The organism is Acidovorax sp. 106 (assembly GCF_003663825.1).
Taxonomy (GTDB): domain Bacteria; phylum Pseudomonadota; class Gammaproteobacteria; order Burkholderiales; family Burkholderiaceae_C; genus Acidovorax.
This window is the reverse complement of sequence record NZ_RCCC01000001.1, coordinates 1,893,826-1,918,083: the sequence shown is the minus strand read 5'-3', so window position 1 is coordinate 1,918,083 and position 24,258 is coordinate 1,893,826. Positions and strand designations below refer to the sequence as shown.

The 24,258-nt window shown below is 64.4% G+C and carries 19 protein-coding genes; 8 read left to right on the top strand and 11 right to left on the bottom strand.

All coding sequences use genetic code 11. From position 1 onward, the window contains the following. Positions 1 to 41 precede the first annotated feature (41 nt). Genes C8C98_RS08505 through C8C98_RS08480 form a run of 6 tightly spaced genes read right to left on the bottom strand, consistent with a single transcriptional unit; the run spans position 42 to position 7,279 of the window. Positions 42 to 1,652, bottom strand: a complete 1,611-nt coding sequence (locus C8C98_RS08505) for a benzoate-CoA ligase family protein (protein WP_121453907.1) — start codon at positions 1,650 to 1,652, stop codon at positions 42 to 44. A gap of 16 nt (positions 1,653 to 1,668) precedes the next feature. Next, positions 1,669 to 2,814 carry an acyl-CoA dehydrogenase family protein gene (locus tag C8C98_RS08500; RefSeq protein ID WP_121453906.1) on the bottom strand — a complete coding sequence of 382 codons (1,146 nt, stop codon included), beginning with the start codon at positions 2,812 to 2,814 and terminating at the stop codon, positions 1,669 to 1,671. 1 nt (position 2,815) lies between these two features. Then, positions 2,816 to 3,661 carry an enoyl-CoA hydratase family protein gene (locus tag C8C98_RS08495; RefSeq protein WP_121453905.1) on the bottom strand — a complete coding sequence of 282 codons (846 nt, stop codon included), beginning with the start codon at positions 3,659 to 3,661 and terminating at the stop codon, positions 2,816 to 2,818. After that, positions 3,658 to 4,227, bottom strand: coding sequence for a MarR family winged helix-turn-helix transcriptional regulator (locus C8C98_RS08490; RefSeq protein ID WP_121453904.1), 570 nt, complete (start codon positions 4,225 to 4,227; stop codon positions 3,658 to 3,660). The genes C8C98_RS08495 and C8C98_RS08490 overlap by 4 nt, the downstream gene beginning before the upstream one ends. Beyond that, complete coding sequence (locus C8C98_RS08485; protein WP_121453903.1) at positions 4,227 to 4,961, bottom strand: SDR family NAD(P)-dependent oxidoreductase; 735 nt, start codon at positions 4,959 to 4,961, stop codon at positions 4,227 to 4,229. The genes C8C98_RS08490 and C8C98_RS08485 overlap by 1 nt, the downstream gene beginning before the upstream one ends. Further along, positions 4,958 to 7,279 carry a bifunctional salicylyl-CoA 5-hydroxylase/oxidoreductase gene (locus tag C8C98_RS08480; RefSeq protein ID WP_121453902.1) on the bottom strand — a complete coding sequence of 774 codons (2,322 nt, stop codon included), beginning with the start codon at positions 7,277 to 7,279 and terminating at the stop codon, positions 4,958 to 4,960. The genes C8C98_RS08485 and C8C98_RS08480 overlap by 4 nt, the downstream gene beginning before the upstream one ends. Positions 7,280 to 7,646: 367 nt before the next feature. Between C8C98_RS08480 and recQ the strand changes: the two genes are divergently transcribed. Continuing rightward, entirely contained in the window at positions 7,647 to 9,506 is a 1,860-nt protein-coding gene (recQ, locus tag C8C98_RS08475) for a DNA helicase RecQ (protein WP_121453901.1), read from the top strand. Between the two features lie 152 nt (positions 9,507 to 9,658). After that, positions 9,659 to 10,525, top strand: a complete 867-nt coding sequence (locus tag C8C98_RS08470; protein ID WP_121453900.1) for a hypothetical protein — start codon at positions 9,659 to 9,661, stop codon at positions 10,523 to 10,525. A gap of 143 nt (positions 10,526 to 10,668) precedes the next feature. Here the strand turns inward: C8C98_RS08470 and C8C98_RS08465 are convergent, their stop codons facing one another. From C8C98_RS08465 to C8C98_RS08445, 5 genes are all read right to left on the bottom strand, one after another. After that, complete coding sequence (locus C8C98_RS08465) at positions 10,669 to 12,906, bottom strand: NADP-dependent isocitrate dehydrogenase (RefSeq protein WP_121453899.1); 2,238 nt, start codon at positions 12,904 to 12,906, stop codon at positions 10,669 to 10,671. Positions 12,907 to 13,163: 257 nt separating this feature from the next. Continuing rightward, positions 13,164 to 13,922 carry an anaerobic ribonucleoside-triphosphate reductase activating protein gene (locus C8C98_RS08460; RefSeq protein ID WP_121453898.1) on the bottom strand — a complete coding sequence of 253 codons (759 nt, stop codon included), beginning with the start codon at positions 13,920 to 13,922 and terminating at the stop codon, positions 13,164 to 13,166. Then, positions 13,882 to 14,088 carry an anaerobic ribonucleoside-triphosphate reductase gene (gene nrdD, locus C8C98_RS08455; protein ID WP_121453897.1) on the bottom strand — a complete coding sequence of 69 codons (207 nt, stop codon included), beginning with the start codon at positions 14,086 to 14,088 and terminating at the stop codon, positions 13,882 to 13,884. Before nrdD ends, C8C98_RS08460 begins: the two co-directional genes overlap by 41 nt. 207 nt (positions 14,089 to 14,295) lie before the next feature. Continuing rightward, complete coding sequence (locus C8C98_RS08450; RefSeq protein ID WP_121453896.1) at positions 14,296 to 16,314, bottom strand: ribonucleoside triphosphate reductase; 2,019 nt, start codon at positions 16,312 to 16,314, stop codon at positions 14,296 to 14,298. A 163-nt stretch (positions 16,315 to 16,477) separates the two neighbouring features. Continuing rightward, positions 16,478 to 16,903, bottom strand: coding sequence for a hemerythrin domain-containing protein (locus C8C98_RS08445; RefSeq protein WP_121453895.1), 426 nt, complete (start codon positions 16,901 to 16,903; stop codon positions 16,478 to 16,480). Between the two features lie 203 nt (positions 16,904 to 17,106). Between C8C98_RS08445 and norR the strand changes: the two genes are divergently transcribed. The 6 genes from norR to C8C98_RS08420 all read left to right on the top strand — a co-directional run bounded on the left by norR (position 17,107) and on the right by C8C98_RS08420 (position 24,212). Then, positions 17,107 to 18,687 carry a nitric oxide reductase transcriptional regulator NorR gene (gene norR / locus C8C98_RS08440; protein ID WP_121453894.1) on the top strand — a complete coding sequence of 527 codons (1,581 nt, stop codon included), beginning with the start codon at positions 17,107 to 17,109 and terminating at the stop codon, positions 18,685 to 18,687. 62 nt (positions 18,688 to 18,749) lie between these two features. Further along, a complete protein-coding gene (locus tag C8C98_RS08435; protein ID WP_199726573.1) occupies positions 18,750 to 19,424 on the top strand; it encodes a glycine zipper family protein in 675 nt (224 codons plus the stop codon). 268 nt (positions 19,425 to 19,692) lie between these two features. Continuing rightward, on the top strand, positions 19,693 to 20,892 hold the full coding sequence (locus C8C98_RS08430; protein ID WP_121456146.1) for a threonine ammonia-lyase: 1,200 nt from the start codon (positions 19,693 to 19,695) through the stop codon (positions 20,890 to 20,892). A 103-nt stretch (positions 20,893 to 20,995) separates the two neighbouring features. Further along, entirely contained in the window at positions 20,996 to 21,142 is a 147-nt protein-coding gene (locus C8C98_RS21890) for a hypothetical protein (RefSeq protein ID WP_199726572.1), read from the top strand. Positions 21,143 to 21,264: 122 nt separating this feature from the next. Further along, complete coding sequence (gene queC, locus C8C98_RS08425; RefSeq protein ID WP_121453893.1) at positions 21,265 to 21,972, top strand: 7-cyano-7-deazaguanine synthase QueC; 708 nt, start codon at positions 21,265 to 21,267, stop codon at positions 21,970 to 21,972. A 371-nt stretch (positions 21,973 to 22,343) separates the two neighbouring features. Beyond that, the gene (locus C8C98_RS08420) at positions 22,344 to 24,212 is read left to right on the top strand and encodes a phosphoenolpyruvate carboxykinase (GTP) (protein WP_121453892.1); all 1,869 of its coding nucleotides are present in this window, start codon (positions 22,344 to 22,346) and stop codon (positions 24,210 to 24,212) included. The last annotated feature ends 46 nt before the right edge of the window (positions 24,213 to 24,258 follow it).

Below are 24,258 nucleotides of genomic sequence, written 5' to 3'. Positions count from 1 at the left end.
AGAGAATGGACAGGGTGGACGAACAAAAGCGCAGGATTCAATCAATTCCCACGCAGGCGAAAGCGCTGCAGCTTGCCGGTGGACGTGCGCGGCAGCTGGGTGGCGAACTCCACGGCACGCGGGTATTTGTAGGGGGCCACGGTCTGCTTGACGAACTCTTGCAGGGTCGTGACCATGCCAGCATCGGCCGCATGACCGGGCTTGAGCACCACGTAGGCCTTGACGATCTGGCCGCGCTGCTCATCAGGCACGCCAATCACAGCCGCTTCGGCCACCGCAGGGTGGGCCAGCAGGGCGTCCTCCACCTCGGGGGCCGCGATGTTGTAGCCGGCCGAGATGATCATGTCGTCGGTGCGGGACTGGTAATGGAAGTAGCCATCCGCGTCCACCAGATAGGCGTCGCCGGTCAGGTTCCAGCCGTCTTTGACGTACTGGCGCTGGCGCTCATCGCGCAGATAGCGGCAGCCGGTAGGCCCTTGCACCGCAAGCTTGCCCACAGAGCCAGCGGGCACCTCGCGCCCCTCGTCATCGACCACCTTGGCCCGGTAGCCGGGCACAGGCTTGCCCGTAGCGCCAGGCCGGGCGGTGTTTTCGTCGTGCGAGATGAAGATGTGCAACAGCTCGGTCGCGCCAATGCCGTCGATCAGCTCCATGCCCGTGGCCTGCTTCCACAGTGCGCGGGTGGAGGCGGGCAACACTTCGCCCGCCGACACGCATTTGCGCAATCGCGTGGCGCGCAGCACGTCGCCATGGGCGGCGAGCTGTCGGTACGAGGTAGGCGCCGTGAACACCACGGTGGCGCCAAAATCTTGGATGCCCTGCAGCAACTGGGGCGGGCCCGCTTTTTCCAGCAGCACGGCGGTGGCGCCGATGGACAGCGGGAACAGCAGCAAGCCCCCCAGGCCAAAGGTGAAGGCCAGGGGCGGGCTGCCGATGAACACATCGTCCGGCTGCGGGCGCAGCACCTGCGGGGGCCAGCAGGTACAGATGGCCATCACATCACGGTGGTAGTGCATGGTGGCCTTGGGCACACCGGTGGTGCCCGAGGTAAAGCCAAACAGGCAGCAGTCGTCTGATGCAGTGGCCACGTTGTCGAACTGGGGTGACGCCTGCGCCATGGCGGCTTCCAGCCCCGTCTCGCTGGCATCGTGAAAGTAGCGCACTTCGCGCAACAGGGCGGTCTGCGCCGCAGTGAGCTGCATTTCATCGGCCAGCGCGCTGTCGCACAGCGCATGCGTCACCTGGCCGATCTCCACAATGGTCTTGAGCTCCTTGGCCCGCAGCAGCGGCATGGTGGCCACGGCGATGCCACCCGCTTTCATCACCGCGAACCAGCATGCCGCCAGCATCGGGTTGTTGGGCGCACGCAGCAGCACGCGGTTGCCGGGCACCAGCCCCATGTCATGCACCAGCACGTTGGCAATGCGGTTGGCTTTGTCTTGCAGCTCGGCATAGGTCCAGGACACGCCGGGCGCGCAAATGGCAATGCGGTCGCCGCGCCCCTCGTGCACGTGGCGGTCTAGCAGCTCGCTGGCGCAGTTCAGCTGTGGCCCAAACTGTAGTTCGGGCAACTCAAACAGGTACTCGGGCTGCAGCTCGGGCGGCGGCAGGTGCTCGCGTGCGAAGGTGTCCACATGGGCAGAGGGGTGCATCGGCGTGATCCTCGTGTCAAAGGGCCTTGAGCAGGTCGCGGCCGATGATGAGCTGCTGCACCTCGGTTGCGCCCTCGTAAATGCGCAGCGCGCGGATTTCGCGGTACAGCCGCTCCACCGGCTCGCCGCTGACCACGCCTTGTCCTCCGAAAATCTGCACGGCGGCATCAATGACCTGCTGTGCGTTTTCGGTGGCCGTCATCTTGGCCATGGCGGCTTCGCGCGTCACATTTCGCCCCTGGTCGCGCAACCAGGCTGCGCGGTAGGTCAGCAAGGCGGCGCTGTCGATGGCCGTGGCCATGTGGGCCAGCTTGGCCTGCGTGAGCTGGAAGTCGGCCAGCACGCCACCAAACATCTTGCGCGTGGTCGCACGCTGCAGGGCCTCGTCAAACGCTCTGCGCGCAAAGCCCAGCGCGGCGGCGGCCACCGACGTGCGGAACACGTCCAGCGTGCGCATGGCGACCTTGAAGCCCTCGCCCGCCGCACCCACACGCTGGCTGGCCGGAATGCGGCACCCGTCAAACCGCAGCCGCGCCAGCGGATGCGGGGCGATCACTTCAATGCGCTCGGCAATCGTGAGGCCCGGTGTATCGGCATCGACAATGAACGCGCTGATGCCGCGCGAGCCGGGCGCTTCGCCCGTGCGGGCGAAGACCACGTAGAAGTCGGCAATGCCACCGTTGGAGATCCAGGTCTTTTCACCGCTGAGCACATAGTGGTCGCCATCGGCCTGGGCAGCGCACGCCATGGCCGCAACGTCTGAGCCCGCATCGGGCTCAGACAGCGCAAACGCGCTGATGGCCTGGCCGGCCGCCACGGGCACCAGGTAGCGCGCGCGCTGCTCGGGTGTGCCGTGCAAGCTGATCGCACCACTGCCCAGGCCTTGCATGGCAAAGGCAAAGTCCGCCAAGCCTGAGTGGCGTGCCAATGTCTCGCGGATCAGGCAGAGCGACCGGGTGTCAATGGCCTGAGCAGAATCACCCACTGCATGGCGCAGCCAGCCGCCCGCGCCCAGTTGCTGCACCAGCGCACGGCATTCGGCATCCACATCAGGCCCATGGTCGTGAGGCACATGCTGCGTAGCCCAGGCATCCAGCGCCTGGGCCAGCTCGGCATGGCGGGGCTCGAAAAAGGGCCAGTCCAGATAGGCGGTGTCGCTCACGTCAGTTCCCCTCGAACTTGGGTTTTTGCTTGGCCACAAAGGCGTGGTACGCCCGGGCAAAGTCTTGCGTCAGCATGCACAGCGCCTGGGCCTGGGCCTCGGCTTCAATGGCTTGGTCGATGGTCATGGCCCATTCCTGGTGCAACATGGTCTTGGTGATGCCGTTGGCAAACGTGGGGCCCTCTACCAGCTGTGCGGCCAGCGCCTGGGCTTCGGCCAGCAGGGCCTCGGGGGCGGCGAGGCGGTTGAAGAAGCCCCAGCGCTCGCCCTCCTCGCCCCCCAGGCTGCGGCCTGTGAACAGCAGCTCGCTGGCCCGGCCCTGCCCCACGATGCGGGGCAAGATGGCGCAGGCACCCATGTCGCAGCCGGCCAGGCCCACGCGGTTGAACAAAAAGGCCGTCTTGCTGCGGGCAGTGCCCAGGCGCAAGTCAGAGGCCATGGCCATGATGGCGCCCGCGCCAGCGCACACCCCGTCGATGGCCGCCACGATGGGCTGGGGGCAGGCGCGCATGGTCTTGACGAGTTCACCGGTCATGCGGGTGAACATCAGCAGCTCGGGAGCCTTGAGTGCTACCAAGGGGCCGATGATCTCGTGCACATCGCCCCCCGAGCAAAAGTTGCCGCCACTGCCCGTGAGCACCACCGCATGCACATCGTCAGCCCCTTTGAGGCTGTGAAACAGGTCACGCATCTCGGCATAGCTGTCGAAAGTCAGCGGGTTCTTGCGCTCGGGCCGGTTCAGCGTGAGGGTGGCCACGCCGGATTGCACCTCCCACACAAAGTGGCGGGCCTGGTAGCCGGCCATGGGGCGCCGGTTGCCGGCCAGTAGCTGGGGGTCGATGGTCATGCGGCGGGTTTCGTTTTGGGTTTGGATGAGGGGGTGTCCAGCTCGGTCTGCCGCTGCGCCAGGTGCACACGCAGCAGGCCCAGGTGTTCATACAAGGCATCCCTGCTGACGGCGGGCAGATCACCCAGCAGCTCGCTGAGCCACAGCTCGTGCTCGCAGGCCATGGTGGCAAAGTCGGCCCGCCCCTTAGCCGTCAGGCGCACACGCCACGAGCGGCGGTCTTCGGGGTCTTCGATGCGCTCGACCAGCCCTTCCTTGACCAGCTGATCGGTCAGCCCCGTGACGTTGCCGCCGGTCACCATCAGGTAGCGCGACAGCACATTCATGCGCAGCCCATCAGGGTGACGGTCTAGCTGCGCCAGCGTGTCAAAACGCGGCAGCGTGGTGTCAAAGCGGGCACGCAGACGCTGGCGGATCTGCTGCTCGATCTGTGTACTGCAGGCCAGCAGGCGCAGCCAGATCTTGGTGTCCAGGTGGTCGTCCACCTGGGCGCGGGCCTCCAGGCCAATGTGCTGATCACCCAGCGATTCGACCAGGCGGAAATTCTTGGGCGCACGCGCTGCCATCACATCACCTCCCCGCCACTGACAGAGACCGATTGCCCGGTCACCGCACCCGCACCACGGCCACACAGCCATGCCACGGCATCGGCCACTTCAGCGGGGTCCACCAGTCTTCCCTGGGGGTTGCTCTTCACAAATTCGGCGCGTGCCTCGTCCTGCGTGCGGCCTGTCTTGGCCACCACGCGGGCAATGCTGTCGCGCACGATGTCGGTTTCGGTATAGCCCGGGCAGACGGCATTCACGGTGATGCCCTTGGCCGCCAGCTCCAGCGCCAGCGAACGGGTCAGGCCAATCACGCCATGCTTGGCCGCGCAGTACGCCGCCACGTAGGCATAGCCCACCTGGCCTGCAGTGCTGGCCACGTTGACAATGCGGCCCCAGCCCGCCTGCAGCATGCCCGGCAGCACGGCCTGGGTGCACAGCATGGTGCCCGTCAGGTTCACGTCCAGCATGCGCCGCCACAGCGCTTCATCCATCTTGGCAAAGGGCGCGCTTTCGGCCTGGCCCGCGTTGTTGACCAAGATCTGGATCGGTCCGTGGCGCTCCTGGGCATGGTGCATGGCCTCCTGCACTTGCTGCGCATCGGCCACGTCGGCGGCCACGGCGTGCAAACCGTGCGCGGCAGCCCCGCTGCGGCTGAGCACAGTGACGCGCAGGCCGTCGGCCGCAAGCCGGTGTGCAATGGCCGCGCCAATGCCACGCGCTCCCCCGGTGACCAGGGCATGCAGTTCGGTCATGCTTTTTGCGCCTTCTCGCGGACGAAATTCGCTTCCATCTGGGACTTGGCAGACCGGTACTGCTTGGGCCATGCAATGGGCGTGTAGCCAATCTTGGCGGCTTCGGTCAGGGTCCAGGCCGGGTTGGCCAAGTGCGGGCGGGCCACAGCGCAGAGATCCGCCCGGCCGGCCGCCAAGATGCTGTTGGCGTGGTCGGCCTCGCTGATCGCGCCCACCGCGATGGTGGAAATGCCCACCTCCTGGCGGATGCGGTCTGCAAACGGGGTCTGGAACATGCGCCCGTACACCGGCTTTTCCTGCTTGCTCACCTGTCCGGACGAGCAGTCGATCATGTCGGCCCCTGCCTGCTGGAAGGCGCGGGCAATCTCTACCGCATCGGCCGGTGTAATGCCGCCCTCGACCCAGTCGTGCGCGGATATCCGCACCGAAATCGGCTTGTCTGCAGGCCAGGCGGCGCGCACCGCAGCAAACACCTCCAGCGGGTAGCGCAGCCGGTTTTCAAGCGAGCCGCCGTACTCATCGCTACGCTGGTTGGTCAGCGGCGAGATAAAGCCCGACAGCAGGTAGCCGTGGGCGCAGTGCAGCTCCAGCCAATCAGCGCCCGCAGCATCGGCCGCCTTTGTCGATGCAACAAACTCGTCGGTGATCTGCCGCATTTCGGCCACCGTGAGCGCCTTGGACATTTGACTGACCCCGGGCAGGTATTGCTGCGGTGATGCCGAAACGATGGGCCAGTTACCGCTGGCCAAAGGCTGGTCGATGCCGTCCCAGGCCAGCCGGGTCGAGGCCTTGGCGCCGGCATGCCCGATCTGGATGCCGAACTTGGCATCGGTGTGGGTGTGGATCCAGTCGGCAATGCGTTTGAAAGCCTGTGTGTGCTCTGGCTTGTAGAGGCCCGGGCAACCGGGGGTAATGCGGCCCTCGGCGCTGACGCAGGTCATCTCGGCAAACACCAGGCCAGCGCCACCCATGGCCCGCGCGCCCAGGTGCATCAGGTGGTAGTCGCCCGCCACCCCATCCACGGCAGAGTACTGCGCCATGGGGGAGACAACGATGCGGTTCTTCAGGGTGACGCCGCGCACGGTGTACGGTGTGAACATGGGTGGGGGTGGCTTGTGGCCCGCGCCCACAGGCACGCCAGCGCGCTCGGCAAACCAGCGCTCGTAGCCCTCCAGCCACGCGGCGTCGCGCAAGCGCAGGTTCTCGTGGCTGATGCGCTGGCTGCGGGTGAGCATGGAGTACATGAACTGCTCGGGCTGGAGCTGGTCACAGTAGCGCTGGCCACAGACCTCAAACCACTCCATCGCATTCCAGGCGGCGTTCTGAATGCGCAGCGTCTCGACACTGCGTGCGGCCTGATAGGCGGCCAGCACGTCGGGGATGTGCGCCCGCGTGTCGCCCAGGCGCTGGAACTGGCGGGTTAGCTCGATGGCATCTTCAATGGCCAGCTTGGTGCCTGATCCGATGGCGAAATGGGCGGTATGCACCGCATCGCCCATCAGCACCACATGGCTGCCCTTTGCGTTTTGCAGCCACCACTGCTGGCACACCACGCGCTGAAAATTGAGCCATGCCGAGCCGCGCAGATGCCGTGCATTGGTCATCAGCTTGGCACCCTGCAGGTTTTTGGCAAAGACCTGCTCGCAAAACGCGATGGACTGGTCCTGGTCCGCCTGGTCGAGGCCATGGGCTTTCCACACTTCTTCGGGGCACTCAACGATGAAGGTGGTCGTCTTGTCGTCGAACTTGTAGATGTGGGCCTGGAACCACCCATGCTCGGTGCGGCGAAAGTCGAACGTGAAGGCGTCGTAGAGCTTGTGGGTGCCCAGCCAGATGTAGCGGTTGGGCCGGGTGACGATGTCGGGCCGGAACACCTCGGCGTACTTGCTGCGGATGCGCGAGTTGATGCCATCGCTGGTGATGATCAGATCGGCGTCGGCATAGTCTTCGTCAGACTGCGCTTCGGTATCGAACATCAGCCGCACGCCCAGCTGCTCGCAACGCGCCTGCAGAATGTTCAGCAGCTTTTTGCGGCCAATGCCCACAAAGCCGTGGCCGCCCGAGCGGATGCGCTGCCCCTTGAACAGCAACTCAATGTCGTCCCAGTGGTTGAACGCCTGCTCGATTTCGTCGGCCGTGGGGCGGTCCCACTGGCGCATGTTGTCCATGGTGGCGTCTGAGAACACCACCCCCCAGCCGAACGTGTCGTAGGGCTTGTTGCGCTCGACCACTGTGATGTCGTGCGCCGGGTTGAGCTGCTTCATCAGCAAGCCAAAGTACAGGCCCGCAGGGCCGCCACCAATACAGACAATCTTCATGCGTGGTCTCCAGACCGCTTGGAATGGGATTCACTTTAGGAATTAATAGTTTAGGTGTCAAGTAACTTGGCGGACTGATCTTTAAGTAATAACCCGACTGCTTGTGCGTCGCTGGCATTCAGCGGGCCCAAGCCGCCGGGTGCGTGCAGCGCCCATCCCCGCGCTGGGTGATGCCGAAGTACCTTCACTGATCGGACATTCAAAGGGCTCAGTGCCCGGCGCACAATACGCACCTTTGCCACCCGGTGCGCCCCAGCGGCATGCCCCTGTCAAAATATTGATCAAATTGGCCTCTAGCGCTTTATTACCATGCGCGGGCAGCTATCAAATTCAGAGCAATCGTTTGTCTTCTCGCCTGTCCCCCGCTTTGTCCCCCGCACACACCGTCCTGCAAGATGTCTTTGGCTACGAGCAGTTTCGTGGCCCGCAGCAGGCCATCGTCGAGCATGTGATTGGCGGCAGCGATGCGCTGGTGCTGATGCCCACCGGGGGCGGAAAAAGCCTGTGCTACCAGGTGCCCGCCATCGTGCGCCAGCAGCAGGGGCGGGGGGTGGCGATAGTGGTGTCGCCCTTGATCGCGCTGATGCACGACCAAGTGGGGGCGCTGCACGAGGCGGGGGTGAGCGCAGCGTTTCTCAATTCCACGCTGAGCTATGACGAAACGCAGGACGTGGAGCTGCGCCTGCAAACCGGCGACATCACGCTGCTGTATGCCGCGCCGGAGCGGCTCAATACGCCGCGCTTTCTGGGCCTACTCGACAGCCTGTACCAGGGCGGGCACCTGTCGCTGTTTGCGATTGACGAAGCGCATTGCGTAAGCCAGTGGGGGCACGACTTCCGCCCCGAATACCGGGCGCTGTCGCTGCTGCACGAGCGCTATCCGCAGGTGCCGCGCATTGCGCTGACGGCCACGGCCGATGCCCTGACCCGCGAAGACATCATCGAACGGCTGCAGCTGCAGGACGCGCGCCTGTTCATCAGCAGCTTTGACCGGCCCAACATCCGCTACACGATTGTGGAGAAGAAGGATGCCACCACGCAGCTGCTGCGCTTTATCGAACGCGAGCATGCCGGGGACGCCGGCGTGGTGTATTGCCAGTCACGCAAGCGGGTGGAAGAGCTGGCAGCCACGCTGAGCGACGCGGGAATCAACGCACTGCCCTACCACGCGGGCCTGGACACCAAAGTGCGCCAGCGCCACCAAGACCGTTTTTTGCGCGAAGAAGGCGTGGTGATGGTGGCGACCATTGCGTTTGGCATGGGCATCGACAAGCCCGATGTGCGCTTTGTGGGGCATGTGGACATGCCCAAGAACATCGAGGGCTACTACCAGGAAACGGGCCGCGCAGGCCGCGATGGGCTCAACGCCGACGCGTGGATGGCCTATGGCCTACAGGACGTGGTGAACCAGCGCCGCATGATTGACGAGAGCCCAGCGGGTGAGGAATTCAAGCAAGCCCTGCGCGGCAAGCTCGACGCCCTGCTGGCCCTGGCCGAGGCCACCGACTGCCGCCGCGTGCGGCTGCTGGCCTACTTTGGCGAAGAATCCACCCCCTGCGGCAACTGCGACAACTGCCTGAACCCACCCGCCGTGTGGGATGCCACGGACGCTGCCCGCAAGCTGCTGTCCACCATCTACCGCGTGCACCAGGCCAGCGGCATCGGCTTTGGCACCGGCCATATCATGGACATCCTGCGCGGCAAGAAGACCGAGAAGGTCGCGCAGTTTGGGCACGAGAAGATTTCCACCTTTGGCATCGGCGCCGACCTGACCGAGCCGCAGCTGCGCGGCGTGCTGCGCCAGCTCATCGCCACCGGCGCCGTCGGTCTGCAAAAGGTGATGCTGGACAGCGGCATGAGTTTTGACACGCTGTGCCTGACCGAGGGCTCGCGCGCCGTGCTCAAGGGCGAGGTGCCGGTGCAACTGCGCGAATCGGTGTCTGCAACTCCGGCCAAGCGCACCCGCAAAAGCAGCGCCCCCCCAGCCGCCGCCGCCAACCTGGGGCCCGATGCGCAGGTACGTTTCATCAACCTCAAGGCCTGGCGCGCCGAGGTGGCCCGCGAGCACAACCTGCCCGCCTACGTCATCTTCCACGACGCCACCCTGGCAGCCATTGCAGAGCGCAGCCCCACCACGCTGGAGGACCTGCAGGGCATCAGCGGCATGGGGGCCAAAAAGCTGGGGGCGTATGGGGCGGAGGTGCTGCGGGTGTGCGCTGGCAAATAGGGCTTTGCATGGGGCCACCGTGGGCAGTTGGCCGATGGGCACAGGACCTTGCATCAACTGTTAACAATTTCTCACCCATGTGTGCAAAAACGGGTATGGTGTGAAGTTTTGTAAACATCCATTCCAGCCATTTTTGAGGGAGAACTTTGCACATGTGGAAGAAGAAATTGATGCTCGCGGCACTGCTGTGCAGCGCGGGTTTGGCCAATGCGTTCATGCCCCAAGCAGGGACTTGGGTGGTGACCTCTGAAGTAGATGGCAAGCCTGGACGTGGTTTGGCCATCGATGTTCAAAACAATACGCTGCTGATGCAGATGTATGCCTATGAGGCCAGCGGCCAGCCCACTTTCTATCTGGCGGTGGGCCAAGTGTCTGACAGCAAAGCGACTGCACCTTTGAACCGGTACACCGGTGGCCGTTACTTTGGCAGCGGCGCTCTATCGGGTGCTGAGGCAGGCAACCCAGGCAATGTGTCCCTGCGATTCACCTCTGGCACAACTGGGTTCATCACCTTTCCCAATGAGCCTGAAAAAGCGATTTCGCGTTTCAACTTTGGCTACCCAGCCCAACCGGCCAGCCTCAAGGGATTCTGGGTGTTCAACTCCATTGGCAATGAAGGCGTTTTCACTGATGTGGTGGAGTTGACTAATGCGCTGGGGGCAACAGCCAATGGCAACGGCCTGCTGGCTACCACCAACAACCTGTTCGGCTGCGAACACCAGACCAAAGGCACACTGGCGGGCAATCTGCTGTGTGTCAAGATAACCAGCAGCGGCGTGCTGCAGCGGACTTATGTCCTGCAATACAGCGTGAACGAGGGCGAAGGTTATTCGGTGACGGCCAACTCCAGCAACCAACAGATGTTGCTAGTGCGGCGCGTCACCGACCCACGGGGCGCGGGCACTGGCCTGGCATGGAAGAGTCTGGAAAGCGACAAGAGCGCGGAAAGCCCGGCTGTGTCGCCTTCCGCCCTATTTCAGGCACTCGAGCACCTTGCCAGCCAAGGGCTGGAACCCTGAGTTGGCGCCAAGGCCTGTTTAAGAACCTGTGCAAAGGCTGCACCAGCAGAGCAGGATCTGTTTTTCCCCAATGAAAAAGAGACTGCCACAGGCAGTCTCTTTTTTTACCCTGGCACGAGGCCAGAGCGGGTCACGTGCAGGAACTACGCCAGCACGGTCTTCAGCGCGTTGTTGAACGTCTGGCTGGGACGCATGATGGCGTCCAGCTTGGCCGTATCGGGCAGGTAGTAACCACCGATGTCCACAGGCTTGCCTTGCACGGCGTTGAGCTCGTCCACGATCTTTTGCTCGTTGTCAGTCAGTTGCTTGGCAAGGGGCGCAAACAGCTTGGCCAGGTCGGCGTCTTCGGTCTGCGCGGCCAAGGCCTGGGCCCAGTACAGGGCCAGGTAGAACTGGCTGCCACGGTTGTCGAGCTGGCCGGTCTTGGGGCTGGGGTTTTTGTTGTTGTCCAGCAGCTTGCCTGTGGCGGTGTCCAGCGTCTTGGCCAGCACTTTGGCCTTGGCGTTGCCGGTCTTCAGGCCCAGGTCTTCCAGCGACACGGCCAGGGCCAGGAACTCGCCCAGCGAATCCCAACGCAGGTGGTTTTCTTCGACCAGTTGCTGCACATGCTTGGGGGCCGAGCCGCCCGCGCCGGTTTCGTACATGCCACCGCCGGCCATCAAAGGCACGATGGACAGCATCTTGGCCGAGGTGCCCAGCTCCATGATGGGGAACAGGTCGGTCAGGTAGTCGCGCAGGATGTTGCCGGTGGCGCTGATGGTGTCCAGGCCACGGATCACGCGCTCGAGCGTGTAGCGCATCGCACGCACCTGGCTCATGATCTGGATGTCCAGGCCGGTGGTGTCGTGCTCGTGCAGGTACATCTTGACCTTGGTGATGAGCTGCGCTTCGTGCGGACGGTACGAGTCAAGCCAGAACACCACGGGCATGCCGGAATTGCGGGCGCGGTTCACGGCCAGCTTGACCCAGTCGCGGATGGCGGCGTCCTTGACCTGGCACATGCGCCAGATATCGCCGGCTTCCACGTTTTGGCTCAGCAGCACTTCGCCAGTGGCCAGATCGGTGATGTTGGCCACGCCGTCTTCAGAGATCTCAAAGGTCTTGTCGTGCGAGCCGTATTCTTCGGCTTGCTGCGCCATCAGGCCCACGTTGGGCACCGTGCCCATGGTCTTGGGGTCGAAAGCGCCGTGCCATTTGCAGAAATTGATGATTTCTTGGTAGATGCGGGCAAAGGTGGATTCGGGCATCACAGCCTTCACGTCCTTCAAGCGGCCATTGGCGTCCCACATCTTGCCGCCGTTGCGGATCATGGCGGGCATGGAGGCGTCCACGATGATGTCGTTGGGCGAGTGGAAGTTGGTGATGCCCTTGGCGGAATCGACCATGGCCAGCTCGGGGCGGTGCTCGTGGCAGGCGTGCAGGTCGCGCTTGATTTCGTCTTGCTTGGACTGGGGCAGCGTGGCGATCTTGCCGTACAGATCGGCCATGCCGTTGTTCACGTTCACGCCCAGTTCCTTGAACAGGGCGCCGTGTTTTTCAAAGGCTTCCTTGTAGAAGATCTTGACGCAGTGGCCGAACACGATGGGGTGCGAGACCTTCATCATGGTGGCCTTGACGTGCAGCGAGAACATCACGCCGGTCTTGCGTGCGTCTTCGATTTCTTTTTCGTAGAACTCGAGCAAGGCCTTCTTGCTCATGAACATGCTGTCGATGATTTCGCGGTCGAGCAGCGAGACCTTGGGCTTGAGCAGGATGGTTTTGCCGCTCTTGGTGATCAGCTCCATCTTCACGTCACGGGCGCGGTCCAGGGTCAGGGACTTTTCGCCGTGATAGAAGTCGCCATGGTGCATGTGCGAGACGTGCGACTGCGATGCCTGGCTCCACTCGGCCATGCTGTGCGGGTTCTTGCGGGCGTATTCCTTGACGGCCTTGGGGGCGCGGCGGTCGGAGTTGCCTTCGCGCAGCACAGGGTTCACGGCGCTGCCGATGCACTTGGCGTAGCGGGCGCGGATGGACTTTTCTTCGTCGGTGCTGGGGGCTTCAGGGTAGTCGGGCAGGGCGTAGCCCTTGCCTTGCAGTTCCTTGATGGCGGCTTGCAGCTGGCCCACCGAGGCGCTGATGTTGGGCAGCTTGATGATGTTGGCATCGGCCTGCAGTGTCTTCTTGCCCAGCTCGGCCAGCGTGTTGGGCGCGCGCTGTTCTTCTTTCAGGAACTCAGGAAACTCACCCAGCACCCGAGCCGCCACAGAGATGTCGCTCTCTGTCACGTTGATGCCCGCCGGAGCCGCGAAGCTGCGGATGATGGGCAGGAACGACGCTGTCGCCAAGCGTGGCGCTTCGTCTGTCAAGGTGTAGATGATGGAGGGTTGCTGGGTACTCATGACTTGTCTCAAGGAACAGGAGTGGAAAAGCCACCGGCTGGGATTGCGCCCGGCGACCACGGTCAAATTCAGATAAGACTCACACAAATCGGGATGCGACACCGAACTCGCCAAGGGCGAACCGTATGCCTGGCCCCTGTTTTGCGCAAGCCATCTCAGATGGTCGCCGATTCTGCTTGCGTCGGCCTGTCGAAATTGCCATTTTTTGCAATGCATTTTCATGATGCAAAAAATTAGGCCTTTTGGCGCGATTTTTTTTACCGACCAAGGGTTTTCTCGGCCCCCCGGACCTCGAAGCGCGGGATTCTGGCACCCACCGGCGCCCCGATGTCGGCACACCCAGCCAGGGGCACGCCAGGCCCTTTTCGGCAGACCTGCACGGCCCAGTGGCGCACACCGACATCGGCCAGGGTATCGCCCAGCGTCTGCAGCTCTTGTGGGCTGAAGAGGCCCTCGTGCCAGGTTGTGCGGCATTCAAAAGCCACCGCATGGCCCTGCAGCAGCGCCAGCGACTGCCAGGCACGCGCGCCGCTGCCAGGCACGCCGGTGATGGTCTCGTAGCAGTGCTCGGGCCCTTTGATGTCGAGCCCTATCCAGTCAAGCAGGGGCAGCACTGCGGCCAGGCGTTCGGGGTACATGCCGCCGGTGTGCAGGGCCGTGGCAAAGCCCATGGCGCGCACCTCGGCCAGGGCGGCGGGCAGGCCCGCTTGCAGCGTGGGCTCGCCGCCTGAAAACACCACCCCGTCGATCAGCCCCCGGCGCTTGGCCAAAAAGGCCAGCACCTCGGGCCATGGGGTGACTGCGGGCACCGTGGCGTCCAGCAGCTCAGGGTTATGGCAATAGCCGCAGCGCCAGGGGCAGCCCTGGCAGTACACCACCGTCGCCAGGCGGCCTGGAAAGTCGATGGTGGTGAGCGGCGTGATGCCGCCCACGCGCAGCCCGCCTGGCAAAACCAGTGGGGCTGCGCCTGCCGCATCAGCCACAGCAGTGCGACTCGTTGAAGAACTGGCGCTCATGGTGTTCGCCTTGCTTGCCCACGTTGAAGCTGGCCACCGGGCGGTGGTAGCCCATCACGCGGGTCCACACCTCGCAAGGCTGGCGCTCGGCATCGGTCAGTTGCACGGCAGCGCTGGCCACGGCGCTGGCAACCGCAGTGTGTTCGGTGGATGAGAAATGGGTCATGGGATGGATCTCCGAAACAGGGGAGGGAAGGACAAAAGGGGCCACCGTTGTAGCCTGTGGCCCCGGGGGTATCGGCCCAGGGCCGATGGGGATGCTGCAGCTATCGATAGCGGTAACGCACTTCAAATTGCTATCTATTTGATAGCTGCTAGCGCTTTTAAAATGGACGCTGGATGCACTTTTTATTCAAAACTGCCCCACACCGCTTCAGGCCGCCAGGGCTGCACGCTTGGCGGCCAGCCGTTCTTCATCGCAGCGCGGGCAAAACGGGTGTTCGCCCGCGAGGTAGCCGTGGGTGGGGCAGATGGAGAACGTGGGCGTGATGGTGATGTAGGGCAGGCGAAAGTTCGTCAGCGCCCGTTTCACCAGCTCGCGGCAGGCCGAGCCGCTGGAGACGCGCTCGCCCATGTACAGGTGCAGCACGGTGCCGCCGGTGTACTTGGACTGCAGCGCCTCTTGCCGCATCAGGGCCTCGAACGGGTCGTCCGTGAAGCCCACGGGCAGCTGGGACGAGTTGGTGTAGTACGGCTGCTCGGCCGTACCGGCCTGCAGGATGCCGGGCCAGCGCTTTTTGTCTTCTTTGGCAAAGCGGTAGGTGGTGCCTTCGGCAGGAGTGGCCTCCAGGTTATAGAGGTGGCCGGTTTCTTCCTGGAACTGCGTCATGCGCTCGCGCACGTGGTCGAGCAAGCGCAGGGCCAGGCGATGGCCCCCTTCGCTGGTGATGTCTTCGCGGCCGTGTGTGAAGTTGCGCACCATCTCGTTGATGCCGTTCACGCCCAACGTGGAAAAGTGGTTGCGCAAGGTGCCCAGGTAGCGCTTGGTGTAGGGGAACAGGCCCTGGTCCATCAGGCGCTGAATCAGCTTGCGCTTGGTCTCCAGGCTTTGTTTGCCCAGCTCCATCAGGCGGTCAAGCGCGGCGAGCAGGCCCGCTTCATCGCCCGCGTGCTGGTAACCCAGGCGCGCGCAGTTGATCGTCACCACCCCTAGGCTGCCCGTCTGCTCGGCGCTGCCGAACAGGCCGTTGCCGCGCTTGAGCAATTCACGCAAATCGAGCTGGAGGCGGCAGCACATGGAGCGCACCATGTTGGGCTCCAGCTCGGAGTTGATGAAGTTCTGGAAGTACGGCAGGCCGTACTTGGCCGTCATGTCGAACAGCAGCTGTGCGTTCTCGCTCTCCCACGGGAAATCCTTGGTGATGTTGTACGTGGGGATGGGGAAGGTGAACACCCGGCCCTTGGCGTCGCCCGTGGTCATCACGTCGATGTAAGCGCGGTTGATGAGGTCCATCTCCGCCTGCAGGTCGCCGTAGCAAAACGGCATCTCCTGCCCTGCAATCACGGGCACCTGCTCGCGCAGGTCCTCGGGGCAAGTCCAGTCGAAGGTGAGGTTGGTGAACGGTGTTTGCGTGCCCCAACGCGAGGGCACGTTGAGGTTGTAAACCAGCTCCTGGATGCACTGGCGCACGGCGGCGTAGTCCATGGCATCGATGCGCACGAAGGGCGCCATGTAGGTGTCGAACGACGAGAACGCCTGCGCGCCCGCCCACTCGTTTTGCAGCGTGCCCAGGAAGTTCACGATCTGCCCCACCGCCGAACTCATGTGTTTGGGCGGCCCCGCCTCCACCTTGCCGGGCACGCCGTTGAGCCCCTCGTGCAGCAGCGTGCGCAGCGACCAGCCCGCGCAGTAGCCGCTGAGCATGTCGAGGTCGTGGATGTGGATATCGCCATTGCGGTGCGCCTCGCCGATCTCGGGCGTATAGACGTGCGATAGCCAGTAGTTGGCCGTGACCTTGCCCGCCACGTTGAGGATCAGCCCGCCCAGCGAATAGCCCTGGTTGGCGTTGGCGTTCACGCGCCAGTCGGCACGCGTGAGGTATTCGTTGATGGAGCTTTCCACATCCACCAGCGTCTGCTTGTCCGCGCGCAGCGTGGCGTGCCGCTCGCGGTAGACGATGTAGGCGCGTGCCGTGGCCAGGTGGTTGGCAGCGATGAGCGTTTGCTCGGCCACGTCCTGGATCTGCTCCACCGTGGGCGCCTCGCCATGGAAGCGGTGGATCAGCACCTTGGTGACCTGCGCGGTGAGCAACGCGGCTTCTTCGGCGCCATATTCACCCGAGGCCTGGCCCGCGCTGGCGAGTGCGGCGCGGATGCGTTCTGCGTCAAAAGGAACGCGCTGACCGCTGCGCAAAACGACCTCGCGGGGCAAGGTAACAAGGGTGGATGCCATGGGTTCGACCAATCTACAGAACGGGGTAAAAACACTACCTATGGTGTCCACGATACCCATCAAACACTATAGGTAGTTTGACCCAACACAAACGCACGGGTAAGCCGGGATAAAAAAACCGGCCCACAGGCCGGCGAAAGCAAGGCGCGCGGGTGCGGCGCTGTCAGGAGTGAACGGCCTCTTGCTCCTCGATGCGGGGATAGAAATCGCGGTCTTCGCGCTGCATGCGTTCGTACACCTTGCGCAACACCACGTTGGCTTGCGCGCGGAACGCTTTCTCGTCGGCGCGCAGGCTCTCGGCCGTGTTCCAGCGGCGCGCAAAGGCGTCGTAGGCGCTGGCGATCGGGCCCATGTCGGACTGGTACTGGCGACCCATACGCGCCAGGCTGGCGTTGCCGCTGCGCTGCAGTGCGGGGTACAGCGCCTGGTCTTCCACCGCCAGATGCAGCTTGATGGTGCTGCTCATGGCGATGATGCGCTGCGCGATCTCGGCCGCATTGCGCTCCACCCCCGCGTGGGTCAGCTGCCGCAGCAGATCGATGCTGCGCAGGATGTCGAGGTGCTGGTGCTTGAATTTGTCGATGTTCACGGCGGGACTCCTTGGGTAATGAAGAAAAGGGCACGGCGGATGGGACCACCGGTGTGCGGGTGGTGCGCCAAAGCGCACGCGCCGCATCGAAGCCACCTTTCCAACGCAAGCTTCAGGCCACAGCACCTAGCCTTATGAATCAATGACTTGCACTAGTTGCGGTAATTTTTACCCTCACCGCCAATGGTTCAAAATACCCATCTATGGTGATTAATACCCTAGCCGTTGAAGCCATCTTTGACGACCTCGTGACCGAACAGCCGCAAGCCGTGCGCCTGCAGCGCCTGATGGGCTGGCTGCGCGCCCAGTTTCGCTGCGGCGCCGTCGCGTTGCTGCGTCTGGAAGAAGACCACCTGCGCCCCGTGGCCGTGGACGGACTGGTGGGCGAGGCGCTGGGGCGGCGGTTTGCGGTAGGCCAGCACCCGCGCCTGGCGGCGATCCTGGCACGCGGCGAGGTCACCTGCTTTGACCACGACAGCCAGCTGCCCGACCCCTACGACGGCCTGCTCGACGCACTGGTGGGCGAGCCGCTGCCGGTGCACGACTGCATGGGCGTGGGCCTGCGCATCGACGGTCAGCCCTGGGGCGTGCTCACGCTCGATGCGCTGCAGACCGGCACCTTCGACGCGCAGGCCCGCGCCACGCTGCAGCAATGCAGGGCGCTGGTGGAAACAGTCCTGCGCATCTCGCGCCTGGAACAGGAAAACCGCGCCCTGGCCGCGCGCCACGAGGGCGGCCCCCAGGGTGGGCGCGCCGTGCCCGCCGCTCCGGGCCATCTGGAGATCGTCGGCCAGAGCGACGTGCTCACGCGCCTGCTGCACGAGATGCAGGTGGTGGCCGGCTCAGACCTGCCGGTGCTGCTGCTGGGCGAAACCGGCGTGGGCAAGGAGCTGTTCGCGCGCCTGTTGCACCGCCACTCGCCGCGCCGCCACAAGCCGCTGGTGCACGTGAACTGCGCGGCGCTGCCCGAATCGCTGGCCGAGAGCGAGCTGTTCGGCCACCGCCGTGGCGCGTTTTCGGGCGCCGTGAGCGACCGGCCCGGTCGCTTCGAGGCGGCCGATGGCGGAACCTTGTTCCTTGACGAAGTGGGCGAGCTGCCGCTGACCGTGCAGGCCAAGCTGCTGCGCACCTTGCAGAACGGCGAAATCCAGCGCCTGGGCGCCGACGAGCCCCGGCGCGTGAACGTGCGCGTCATAGCCGCCACCAACCGCAGCCTGCGCGACCTGGTGGCAAATGGCTCGTTCCGCGCCGACCTGTACCACCGCCTGTCGGTCTACCCCGTGCCGATACCGCCGCTGCGCGAGCGCGGCGACGACGTGCTGCTGCTGGCGGGGCGCTTTCTCGAACTCAACCGCACGCGGCTGGGCATTCGCAGCCTGCGCCTGTCGGGCAGCGCACAGGACGCCCTGCGCCGCTACCACTGGCCGGGCAACATCCGCGAGTTGGAGCATGTCATCAGCCGTGCCGCGCTCAAGGCACTGAGCCACGGCGCCGACCGCAACGCCATCGTCACGCTTGAAGCGCCCCTGCTGGATCTGGACGCGCAGGGCCCAACTGCACTCGCGCCACTGGCGCCCTCCACTCCCACAGCGTCGCAGCCGCCCCCCGCACAGCCCACCACCCCACCCAGCACCTTGCGCGCCGCCGTGGACGAATGCCAGCGCCAAAGCATCCTGGCCGCACTCGCCGCCCACCAGGGCAACTGGGCCCAGGCTGCACGCCAACTGGACGTGGACGCGAGTAACCTGCACAAACTGGCACGGCGCCTGGGGGTGAAACCATGAATTGCAAAACAATAGCAGCCTGCGCTTATCCAGCAAGGTCTAGAGCCCGTTTTCATCACGAAATGAGCCCCGCGCACGGCCCCCGCACCACGGGCCGCAACCCCCGGCGAAGTGACGGCAGGCACGCCTTGCACACGCTGCCGCAACGGCTGTGCGCCGGCTTGGTCACCCTGGTGCTGGCGGGCTGCGCCGCCCACGGGCCGGACCTGCCTGCCCAACGGGCGCCCGAAGACAGTGCCAGCGCCCGCTACAGCGCCGACCTGGCCTACTGCCGCCAGCACGCCGCCCAGGTGGGCGTGGTGACCGAAACGCTGGACGGCCTGGTGCAAGGCGCGCTCGTAACGGCTGCGCTGGTGTGGGGCCTGGGCTACGGGCACGACACGGTGCGCGGTGGGGCCGCCGTGGGCGGCGTGCTGGGAGCCACGCAGGGGCTGCGGGCGCTGGAAAGGCGCCAGCGCACCGAGGCCAACTGCATGGCCGCCCAGGGGCACGACCTGGTAGCCGCCACGCCCCCGCCGATTCCGTGGCGCCCCGCGCCCGCGCTGGCTCCGGCACGCCCCATCGGCACCGATACCTTCAACGCCGAGCGCCTGGCACGCAGCCAGTCGTGCAGCGAACAACCCGTGGCCTCGCTGGTGGCCAAGGGGCCGGGATTTGAGACCTTCAGCGTGGCCCGCACCAGCGGCGATGCGCTGGCGATTCGCTGCGAATTTGGCACCTGCAGGGTGTTGCGCTGAGGTCTGTGGTGCTGGGGGTCTTCGACGCGCGGGGGCATCCCAGTGGCTGCGGCAGCGACGGCGTTGCGGGCACGCACTCTTCAGGCCTGGTGCCCCGTACACCGCAGGCGCTTGCAGCGATGCCAGCGCCAGTGCTTTGCGGAAATTTTGAAGAAATCGGCCGCCAACGCACTGCACATAAGCGCAAGCAGCTATGAATAATGTAGCGCCACAACCCCGCATGCCACCCCCTTTCCAGGCACGCGCTGCTGCCCTCACAATGGCGGCCATGCTTTCCATTCAAGACATTCGCGACGCGGCCGTCCGGCTGCAAGGCCAGGTGCTCGACACGCCGTGCGTTGAATCGCGCACGCTGTCGGACATCGTCGGCGCCCAGGTTTTCCTGAAGTTCGAGAACCTGCAGTTCACGGCCTCCTTCAAGGAGCGCGGCGCCTGCAACAAGCTCACGCTACTCACGCCAGCCGAGCGTGCGCGTGGTGTGGTGGCCATGAGCGCGGGCAATCATGCACAGGGGGTGGCCTACCACGCGCAGCGCCTGGGCCTGCGCGCCGTGATCGTCATGCCACGCTTCACACCCGGCGTGAAGGTGGAGCGCACGCGCGGCTTTGGCGCCCAGGTGGTGCTGCATGGCGACACGCTGGAAGAAGCGCGCGCCCATGCCTACCACCTCGCCGACACCGAGGGTCTGGTGTTCGTCCACCCCTACGATGACGAAACCGTGGCCGCCGGCCAGGGCACGCTGGGGCTGGAAATGCTGCAGGCCGTGCCCGACCTGGACACCCTCGTCATCGCCGTGGGCGGCGGCGGGCTGATTGCTGGCGTGGCCACCGCCGCCAAGGCGCTGCGCCCGGACATCGAGATCATTGGTGTGCAGGCCTCGCGTTTTCCGGCCATGGTCAATGCCGTCAAAGGCACTCAGCACCCACAGGGCACCTCCACCATTGCCGAAGGCATTGCCGTGGGCACGCCCGGCAAGATCACGCAGGCCGTGATCAAAACGCTGGTGGACGATCTGGTGCTGGTGGACGAGGGCGACATCGAGCAGGCCGTGCTGATGCTTCTCGAAATTGAGAAAACCCTGGTGGAAGGGGCGGGCGCCGCAGGCCTGGCAGCGCTGCTGCGCCATCCAGAGCGTTTCAAGGGCAAGCGCGTCGGCCTGATCCTGTGCGGCGGCAACATCGACCCCCTTTTGCTGGCCGCCATCATTGAGCGGGGCATGGTGCGCTCTGGCCGCCTGGCACGCATCAAGGTCAGCGCGCGGGATGTGCCCGGCGTGCTCGCCCGCATCACCGCCACAGTGGCGGACGCGGGCGCCAACATCGAAGAGGTGCACCACCAGCGCGCCTTCACCATGCTGGCCGCCCAAAATGTGGAGATTGAGCTGGTGCTGCAAACACGGGGGAAATCCCATGTCGAGCAAGTGCTGCAGCAACTGCGGGCAGCGGGCATGGAAGCGGCCCTGATGTGAGAGCCTGACCCGTAGAGACCCGTAGAGACCCGTAGAGACCCGCAGACGAAAACGCACGGGAACCGCTAGAATTGCGCCAACATTCAGCACTGGAGCCATCACCATGTCGGACCACAGCCCCTCGCACACCACTCCCGAGCCATCGTCTGACCCCGTGGAAAACGTGGTCTCCGTCATGCCCGTGGTGCTGCCCGTCATGGGCGGTGTCATCATGTTCCTGTTGGCCTTCATTGCCGTCAAAATGGCCTGAGGCGCCCTTTGCGCCCCAGAGCAAAAGCCCCGCACTGCGGGGCTTTTTTTCGTTTGGCGCCACGCGCTGAGCCAGCGTGACCACGGCCCCAACTTCCCACATTTTTTGCAAGGAATCCACCCATGCGCAGCGGCAACGCACTCGTTCTGTTTTCTGGTGGCCAAGACTCCACCACCTGCCTGGCCTGGGCGCTGAGCCACTTTGCCCATGTCGAGACCATCGGCTTTGACTATGGCCAGCGCCACCACATCGAGCTGCAGGCACGCCACGCCGTGCTGGAGGCCGTGCGTGCACAGTTCCCACAGTGGCGCGACAAGCTGGGAGACGACCACATGCTGGACCTGGGCGTGCTGGGCCGCATCAGCGACACAGCGCTGACCAGCGAGACCGAAATCCAGATGACCGCCGCGGGCCTACCCAACACCTTCGTGCCGGGGCGCAATCTGCTGTTCTTCCAACTGGCCGCCGCCGTGGGCTACCGGCGCGGGCTGCACACGCTGGTGGGCGGCATGTGCGAGACGGATTTTTCGGGCTACCCCGACTGTCGCGATGACACGCTCAAAGCCTTGCAGGTGGCCACATCGCTGGGCATGGGGCAGCGCTTCACCTTTGAAACACCACTGATGTGGATCGACAAGGCCGACACCTGGGAGATGGCCCACGCACTGGGCGGTGACGCGCTGGTGGACATCGTGCTGGAGCAATCGCACACCTGTTACCACGGCGTGCGCGGTGAGCGGCACGCCTGGGGTTACGGTTGCGGCACCTGCCCCGCCTGTGCACTGCGCAAGGCCGGTTTTGAGCGCTGGACAGCCAGCAAAGCCCCCTGAATAGCCCAGGCTGAGGCCCCAAAGCCCTCAAAATCACCACATAACCCCATGCAACTTTTGCATGGATTTGACCCGAGTCTGACAGACAAAACGGCGACAGATTCATAAAATCGTCATCCCAGCCGACCCGCGGAATGCGTGGAGACGCCTCCACACCGTGGGGGTAGCCACACCTGTTTCGCCCGCCGACTGAGCACAGGCAACGCGCTGTGCAAGGGGTGGTCTGCTCAGCGGGCCCTTTGCCAACGCTTGCCGCAAGCCGTTTTTTCAAAGGCAGCGCTCAGCATCGCAATTGCGCCAGGTCTTTGTCGTCGTGAGCCGCACGGTTCGCTTCCTTTGAAAAAACTGTTTTTCAACTTAGGAAGCTCCCGATGAACGCACCCACCATGCAGGGCCTGAACCTCAACGCCCCCGCTTACGTCAAGAACCCACGCCTGCTGGCCTGGGTGGCCGATATGGCCGCTCTGTGCAAGCCCGACAACATCTTCTGGTGCGATGGCTCCAAGGAAGAGTACGACCGCCTGTGCGAGCAACTGGTCAAGGCGGGCACCTTTAAGAAGCTCAACCCTGCCAAGCGCCCCGACAGCTTTCTGGCCTGCTCTGACCCCTCAGACGTGGCCCGCGTGGAAGACCGCACCTACATCTGCTCGACCCAAAAGGAAGACGCTGGCCCCACCAACAACTGGATGGAGCCTGCCCAAATGCGCGCCACCCTGCAGCCCCTGTTTGACGGCTGCATGAAGGGCCGCACCATGTACGTGGTGCCCTTCAGCATGGGCCCGCTGGGCAGCCCCATTGCCCACATCGGCGTGGAACTGACCGACAGCGCCTACGTGGCCGTGAACCAGCGCCTGATGACCCGCATGGGCAAGGCCGTGTACGACGTGCTGGGCGTGGACGGCGAGTTTGTGCCCTGCATGCACACCGTGGGAGCCCCCTTGGCGGCAGGCGAAACCGACAAGACCAGCTGGCCTTGCAACCCCACCGTCAAGTACATCGTTCACTACCCTGAAACACGCGAAATCTGGTCGTATGGCTCGGGCTACGGCGGCAACGCGCTGCTGGGCAAGAAGTGCCTGGCCCTGCGCATTGCGTCCACCATGGGCAAGAGCCAAGGCTGGCTGGCCGAGCACATGCTCATCCTGGGCGTGACCAACCCCCAGGGCAAGAAGTACCACGTGGCAGCCGCCTTCCCCAGCGCGTGCGGCAAGACCAACTTTTCGATGCTGGTACCACCCGCAGCGTTCGAAGGCTGGAAGGTCACCACCATTGGCGACGACATCGCCTGGATCAAGCCCCAGGCCGACGGCAGCCTGCGCGCCATCAACCCCGAAGCGGGTTACTTTGGCGTGGCCCCTGGCACCAACACGCTCACCAACCCCAACTGCATGGCCAGCCTGGACAAGGACGTGATCTTCACGAACGTGGCCCTGACCGACGACGGAGACGTGTGGTGGGAAGGCATGGACAAGGACTCCGGCAAGCTGCCCGATCACCTGATCGACTGGCAAGGCAAGGACTGGACGCCCGCCATCGCCAAGGAAACTGGTGCCAAGGCCGCCCACCCCAACGCCCGTTTCACCGTGGCCGCCACCAACAACCCAGCCCTTGACTCGGCCTGGGATGACCCAGCGGGTGTAACCATCGACGCGTTCATCTTCGGCGGCCGCCGCTCCACCACCGTGCCGCTGGTGACCGAAGCCCGCAGCTGGACCGAAGGCGTCTACATGGCCGCCACCATGGGATCGGAAACGACCGCTGCTGCCTTTGGCCAGCAAGGCGTGGTGCGCCGCGACCCGTTCGCCATGCTGCCCTTCTGCGGCTACAACATGAGCGACTACTTCCAGCACTGGCTGAACATGGGCGACAAGATCACCGCTGCCGGTGGCAAGCAGCCCAAGATCTACACCACCAACTGGTTCCGCAAGGACGCGGCTGGCAAGTTCGTGTGGCCTGGCTACGGCGAGAACATGCGCGTGCTCAAGTGGATGATCGACCGCATTGAAGGCAAGGCCCAGGGCGAGGAAACCATGTTTGGCGTGGCACCTCAGTACGCCGAAATCAACTGGAATGGCTTGGACTTCTCGGCCGACCAGTTCACCACCGTCACCAGCATCGACAAGGCGGCATGGACCGAAGAACTCAAGCTGCACACCACGCACTTTGAGCAACTGGCTTACCACCTGCCCCAAGCCCTGCTGGACACCAAGGCCGCTATTGAAAAGCGCCTGTCGGCCTGACCGGGCACGCGGCTGAGCCCATTTGCTGCGCACTTGCGCGCAGGGC